Source organism: Undibacterium sp. 14-3-2 (genome assembly GCF_016595265.1).
Lineage (GTDB): Bacteria > Pseudomonadota > Gammaproteobacteria > Burkholderiales > Burkholderiaceae_D > Undibacterium > Undibacterium aquatile.
The window spans coordinates 1-5,801 of record NZ_JAENGS010000011.1 but is presented as its reverse complement, the minus strand read 5'-3'; the positions used below and the strand labels follow the sequence as shown (position 1 = coordinate 5,801).

Annotated in this window: 2 tRNA genes and 3 rRNA genes; all 5 read left to right on the top strand. The window is 49.3% G+C overall.

Annotated elements, in window-relative coordinates:
- The first annotated feature begins 340 nt into the window (after positions 1-340).
- Positions 341-1,871 (top strand): 16S ribosomal RNA (locus Undi14_RS18075).
- A gap of 111 nt (positions 1,872-1,982) precedes the next feature.
- Positions 1,983-2,058: transfer RNA gene (locus Undi14_RS18070), tRNA-Ala, on the top strand.
- 5 nt (positions 2,059-2,063) lie between these two features.
- Positions 2,064-2,140: transfer RNA gene (locus tag Undi14_RS18065), tRNA-Ile, on the top strand.
- 423 nt (positions 2,141-2,563) lie between these two features.
- Positions 2,564-5,438: ribosomal RNA gene (locus Undi14_RS18060) — 23S ribosomal RNA — on the top strand.
- A 199-nt stretch (positions 5,439-5,637) separates the two neighbouring features.
- Positions 5,638-5,750: ribosomal RNA gene (gene rrf / locus Undi14_RS18055) — 5S ribosomal RNA — on the top strand.
- The 16S, 23S and 5S rRNA genes sit together here with 2 tRNA genes alongside, the layout of an rRNA operon.
- Positions 5,751-5,801 lie beyond the last annotated feature (51 nt).

The following is a 5,801-nucleotide window of genomic DNA, read 5'->3' as shown; positions in this document are numbered from 1 at the left end:
GAAAAAGCGAAGCGAAAGGGCGAAGGGAGTTGACAGTGAGTGAGAAGTACTTCATAATCTCGTTTCTCTGCTGCTGACGCACACAACGATGCGAAGCGAAACTCGGAAGAGTGAAGCGGAAAAAAATAAAGTTCTTTAACAATTAACAGTCAATAAATGTGAGCACTTGATGAAAGCGCACCAATCAGTTTAACTGGTTGGCATGCTTAAAAAATATCAAATGCTTCACAAGAAATAAAGCAAGACGGATTTCAGCAATGGAATCTGAACTGTCAGTATTTTGAGTGAGCGACTCGTTCGAAAGAACGAATTCCAGAAATGGAAACAAGTAACAGAGATTAAACTGAAGAGTTTGATCCTGGCTCAGATTGAACGCTGGCGGCATGCCTTACACATGCAAGTCGAACGGCAGCACGGACTTCGGTCTGGTGGCGAGTGGCGAACGGGTGAGTAATATATCGGAACATACCCTAGAGTGGGGGATAACGTAGCGAAAGTTACGCTAATACCGCATACGATCTAAGGATGAAAGTGGGGGATCGCAAGACCTCATGCTCATGGAGTGGCCGATATCTGATTAGCTAGTTGGTGAGGTAAAGGCTCACCAAGGCGACGATCAGTAGCTGGTCTGAGAGGACGACCAGCCACACTGGAACTGAGACACGGTCCAGACTCCTACGGGAGGCAGCAGTGGGGAATTTTGGACAATGGGGGCAACCCTGATCCAGCAATGCCGCGTGAGTGAAGAAGGCCTTCGGGTTGTAAAGCTCTTTTGTCAGGGAAGAAACGGTGATCGCTAATATCGGTTGCTAATGACGGTACCTGAAGAATAAGCACCGGCTAACTACGTGCCAGCAGCCGCGGTAATACGTAGGGTGCAAGCGTTAATCGGAATTACTGGGCGTAAAGCGTGCGCAGGCGGTTATATAAGTCAGATGTGAAATCCCCGGGCTCAACCTGGGAACTGCATTTGAGACTGTATGGCTAGAGTGTGTCAGAGGGGGGTAGAATTCCACGTGTAGCAGTGAAATGCGTAGATATGTGGAGGAATACCGATGGCGAAGGCAGCCCCCTGGGATAACACTGACGCTCATGCACGAAAGCGTGGGGAGCAAACAGGATTAGATACCCTGGTAGTCCACGCCCTAAACGATGTCTACTAGTTGTTGGGTCTTAATTGACTTAGTAACGCAGCTAACGCGTGAAGTAGACCGCCTGGGGAGTACGGTCGCAAGATTAAAACTCAAAGGAATTGACGGGGACCCGCACAAGCGGTGGATGATGTGGATTAATTCGATGCAACGCGAAAAACCTTACCTACCCTTGACATGTACAGAATGCCGAAGAGATTTGGCGGTGCTCGCAAGAGAACTGTAACACAGGTGCTGCATGGCTGTCGTCAGCTCGTGTCGTGAGATGTTGGGTTAAGTCCCGCAACGAGCGCAACCCTTGTCATTAGTTGCTACGAAAGGGCACTCTAATGAGACTGCCGGTGACAAACCGGAGGAAGGTGGGGATGACGTCAAGTCCTCATGGCCCTTATGGGTAGGGCTTCACACGTCATACAATGGTACATACAGAGGGCCGCCAACCCGCGAGGGGGAGCTAATCCCAGAAAGTGTATCGTAGTCCGGATTGTAGTCTGCAACTCGACTACATGAAGTTGGAATCGCTAGTAATCGCGGATCAGCATGTCGCGGTGAATACGTTCCCGGGTCTTGTACACACCGCCCGTCACACCATGGGAGCGGGTTCTGCCAGAAGTAGGTAGCTTAACCGTAAGGAGGGCGCTTACCACGGCAGGGTTCGTGACTGGGGTGAAGTCGTAACAAGGTAGCCGTATCGGAAGGTGCGGCTGGATCACCTCCTTTCTAGAGTAGCGCCGTAATTAAGTGTTCACTTTTATTGACTGTTAAAAGAAAAGACGAGAAGAGTAGTAAAGAGAAGTAAAGCTGCTTTGAAGTAGGAAGTAGTGCCTGAATGGGGGTTTAGCTCAGCTGGGAGAGCACCTGCTTTGCAAGCAGGGGGTCGTCGGTTCGATCCCGTCAACCTCCACCAATACTGGGGCTGTAGCTCAGCTGGTTAGAGCACCGTGTTGATAACGCGGGGGTCGTTGGTTCGAGCCCAACCAGCCCTACCAAAAGTATGTTGAGAAAACAAACGCAAATGGCGCGTGCGCTGTTTAGGTTTGTTCTTTCAAATCGAAAGAGAGTCGGAAGACTCAGTAGCAAGAAGTTCTCGTTCTTTAACAATTCAGAAGAAGTAAAGTAGAAATAATCAAAATTTATTTCTGTAAAGGAAGTATCCGGAAGGATGCTTCGTTTGGTGTGACGACAGTCATGCTGAATAATTTATGGAAGGGTTATGATTGTATCGAACAAACAAAGTATTAAAAGAGTTTGATCAAAAGCGGCCGAAAGGCAGTTTTAGAAAAAAATAAATTCTTGAGATACGGCAAACGCTAAAGTAATACTCATAAGTAGTAAAGAACTATAACCGTTTCTTGGTGATGAACCTGAAGTTAAAGAGATTTAACGGCAGACACCAGGAGTTAAAGTTATAGGGACAAGTGACTAAGTGCACATGGTGGATGCCTTGGCGATATCAGGCGATGAAGGACGTAGTAGCTTGCGATAAGCTGCGGGGAGTGAGCAAACACACATTGATCCGCAGATTTCCGAATGGGGAAACCCGGCCGTAAGGTCATTTAACACTGAATACATAGGTGTTAAAAGCGAACGTGGCGAACTGAAACATCTAAGTAGCTACAGGAAAAGAAATCAACCGAGATTCCCAAAGTAGTGGCGAGCGAAATGGGAAGAGCCTGCATGATTTAGCATCTTTGATAATAGAACAGATTGGAAACTCTGGCCATAGAGGGTGATAGCCCCTTATATGAAATCATCGGTGTGGAACTAAGTATGCGACAAGTAGGGCGGGACACGTGAAATCCTGTCTGAACATGGGGGGACCATCCTCCAAGGCTAAATACTCGATATCGACCGATAGTGAACCAGTACCGTGAGGGAAAGGCGAAAAGAACCCCGGGAGGGGAGTGAAATAGAACCTGAAACCGTGTGCATACAAACAGTAGGAGCGGACTTGTTCCGTGACTGCGTACCTTTTGTATAATGGGTCAGCGACTTACATTCAGTGGCAAGGTTAACCGCATAGGGAAGCCGTAGAGAAATCGAGTCCGAATAGGGCGAATCAGTCGCTGGGTGTAGACCCGAAACCAAGTGATCTACTCATGGCCAGGTTGAAGGTGCGGTAACACGCACTGGAGGACCGAACCCACTAATGTTGAAAAATTAGGGGATGAGCTGTGGGTAGGGGTGAAAGGCTAAACAAACTTGGAAATAGCTGGTTCTCTCCGAAAACTATTTAGGTAGTGCCTCAAGTATCACCGACGGGGGTAGAGCACTGTTATGGCTAGGGGGTCATCGCGACTTACCAAACCATTGCAAACTCCGAATACCGTTGAGTGCGAGCTTGGGAGACAGACATCGGGTGCTAACGTCCGGTGTCAAGAGGGAAACAACCCAGACCGCCAGCTAAGGTCCCAAAGTATAGCTAAGTGGAAAACGAAGTGGGAAGGCTAAAACAGTCAGGAGGTTGGCTTAGAAGCAGCCACCCTTTAAAGAAAGCGTAATAGCTCACTGATCGAGTCGTCCTGCGCGGAAGATGTAACGGGGCTAAGCTATACACCGAAGCTGCGGATATCCTTTTAGGATATGGTAGGAGAGCGTTCTGTAAGCCTGCGAAGGTGTCTTGTAAAGGATGCTGGAGGTATCAGAAGTGCGAATGCTGACATGAGTAGCGATAATGGGGGTGAAAAGCCTCCACGCCGTAAGCCCAAGGTTTCCTGTTCAACGTTCATCGGAGCAGGGTGAGTCGGCCCCTAAGGCGAGGCAGAGATGCGTAGCTGATGGGAAGCAGGTTAATATTCCTGCACCGTCGTATGATGCGATGGGGGGACGGATCACAGAAGGTCGTCAGGCGGTTGGAAGAGCCTGTTCTTGACTTGTAGAAGGCACTTAGGCAAATCCGGGTGCGTAATTCAAGGGGTTGAGACGAGTGAACTTGTTCACGAAGCGATCGGAAGTGGTTCCAAGAAAAGCCTCTAAGCTTCAGTCATACGAGACCGTACCGCAAACCGACACAGGTGGGCGAGATGAGTATTCTAAGGCGCTTGAGAGAACTCGGGAGAAGGAACTCGGCAAATTGGTACCGTAACTTCGGGATAAGGTACGCCCTTGTAGTTTGACCCCCCTGCGGGGGAAGGATGAAGGGGTTGCAATAAACTGGTGGCTGCAACTGTTTAATAAAAACACAGCACTATGCAAACACGAAAGTGGACGTATATGGTGTGACTCCTGCCCGGTGCTGGAAGATTAAATGATGGGGTGCAAGCTCTTGATTGAAGTCCCAGTAAACGGCGGCCGTAACTATAACGGTCCTAAGGTAGCGAAATTCCTTGTCGGGTAAGTTCCGACCTGCACGAATGGAGTAATGATGGCCACACTGTCTCCTCCCGAGACTCAGCGAAGTTGAAATGTTTGTGATGATGCAATCTACCCGCGGCTAGACGGAAAGACCCCATGAACCTTTACTGTAGCTTTGCATTGGACTTTGAACCAATCTGTGTAGGATAGGTGGGAGGCTTTGAAGCGTGGACGCCAGTTTGCGTGGAGCCATCCTTGAAATACCACCCTGGTTTGTTTGAGGTTCTAACCTTGGCCCGTTATCCGGGTCGGGGACAGTGCATGGTAGGCAGTTTGACTGGGGCGGTCTCCTCCCAAAGTGTAACGGAGGAGTTCGAAGGTACGCTAATTACGGTCGGACATCGTGATGATAGTGCAATGGCATAAGCGTGCTTAACTGCGAGACTGACAAGTCGAGCAGGTACGAAAGTAGGACATAGTGATCCGGTGGTTCTGTATGGAAGGGCCATCGCTCAACGGATAAAAGGTACTCTGGGGATAACAGGCTGATTCCTCCCAAGAGTTCATATCGACGGGGGAGTTTGGCACCTCGATGTCGGCTCATCACATCCTGGGGCTGTAGCCGGTCCCAAGGGTATGGCTGTTCGCCATTTAAAGTGGTACGTGAGCTGGGTTTAAAACGTCGTGAGACAGTTTGGTCCCTATCTGCCGTGGGCGTTGGAAGTTTGAAGGGGGCTGCTCCTAGTACGAGAGGACCGGAGTGGACGAACCTCTGGTGTATCGGTTGTCACGCCAGTGGCATTGCCGAGTAGCTATGTTCGGAAGAGATAACCGCTGAAAGCATCTAAGCGGGAAACTCGCCTTAAGATGAGACTTCCCAGAGACTTGATCTCTTTAAAGGGTCGTTCGAGACCAGGACGTTGATAGGCTGGGTGTGGAAGTGCAGTAATGCATTAAGCTAACCAGTACTAATTGCCCGTAAGGCTTGTCCCTATAACCTTAGCAGGTATAGGCTGCAAGTGAGCAATATGAAGTGTGAGCCAATGAATGTTGGTACAAATCATAACCAGGAATAAATAATAAATTGAGATTGGTGCGAGTTGAAAAGCGACGCACATTCTACTGAACTCTTCTGAATTGGATTTGCTGTGCCCCACAGAGCAACGTGGCCACAACAGATCGACAAGTTATGCCTGATGACCATAGCGAGTTGGTACCACCCCTTCCCATCCCGAACAGGACCGTGAAACGACTCTGCGCCAATGATAGTGCTGCAACCAGTGTGAAAGTAGGTTATCGTCAGGCTTGTATTCTGCGAACCCCCCGTTACCCAGCGTAACGGGGGGTTTTGCTTTT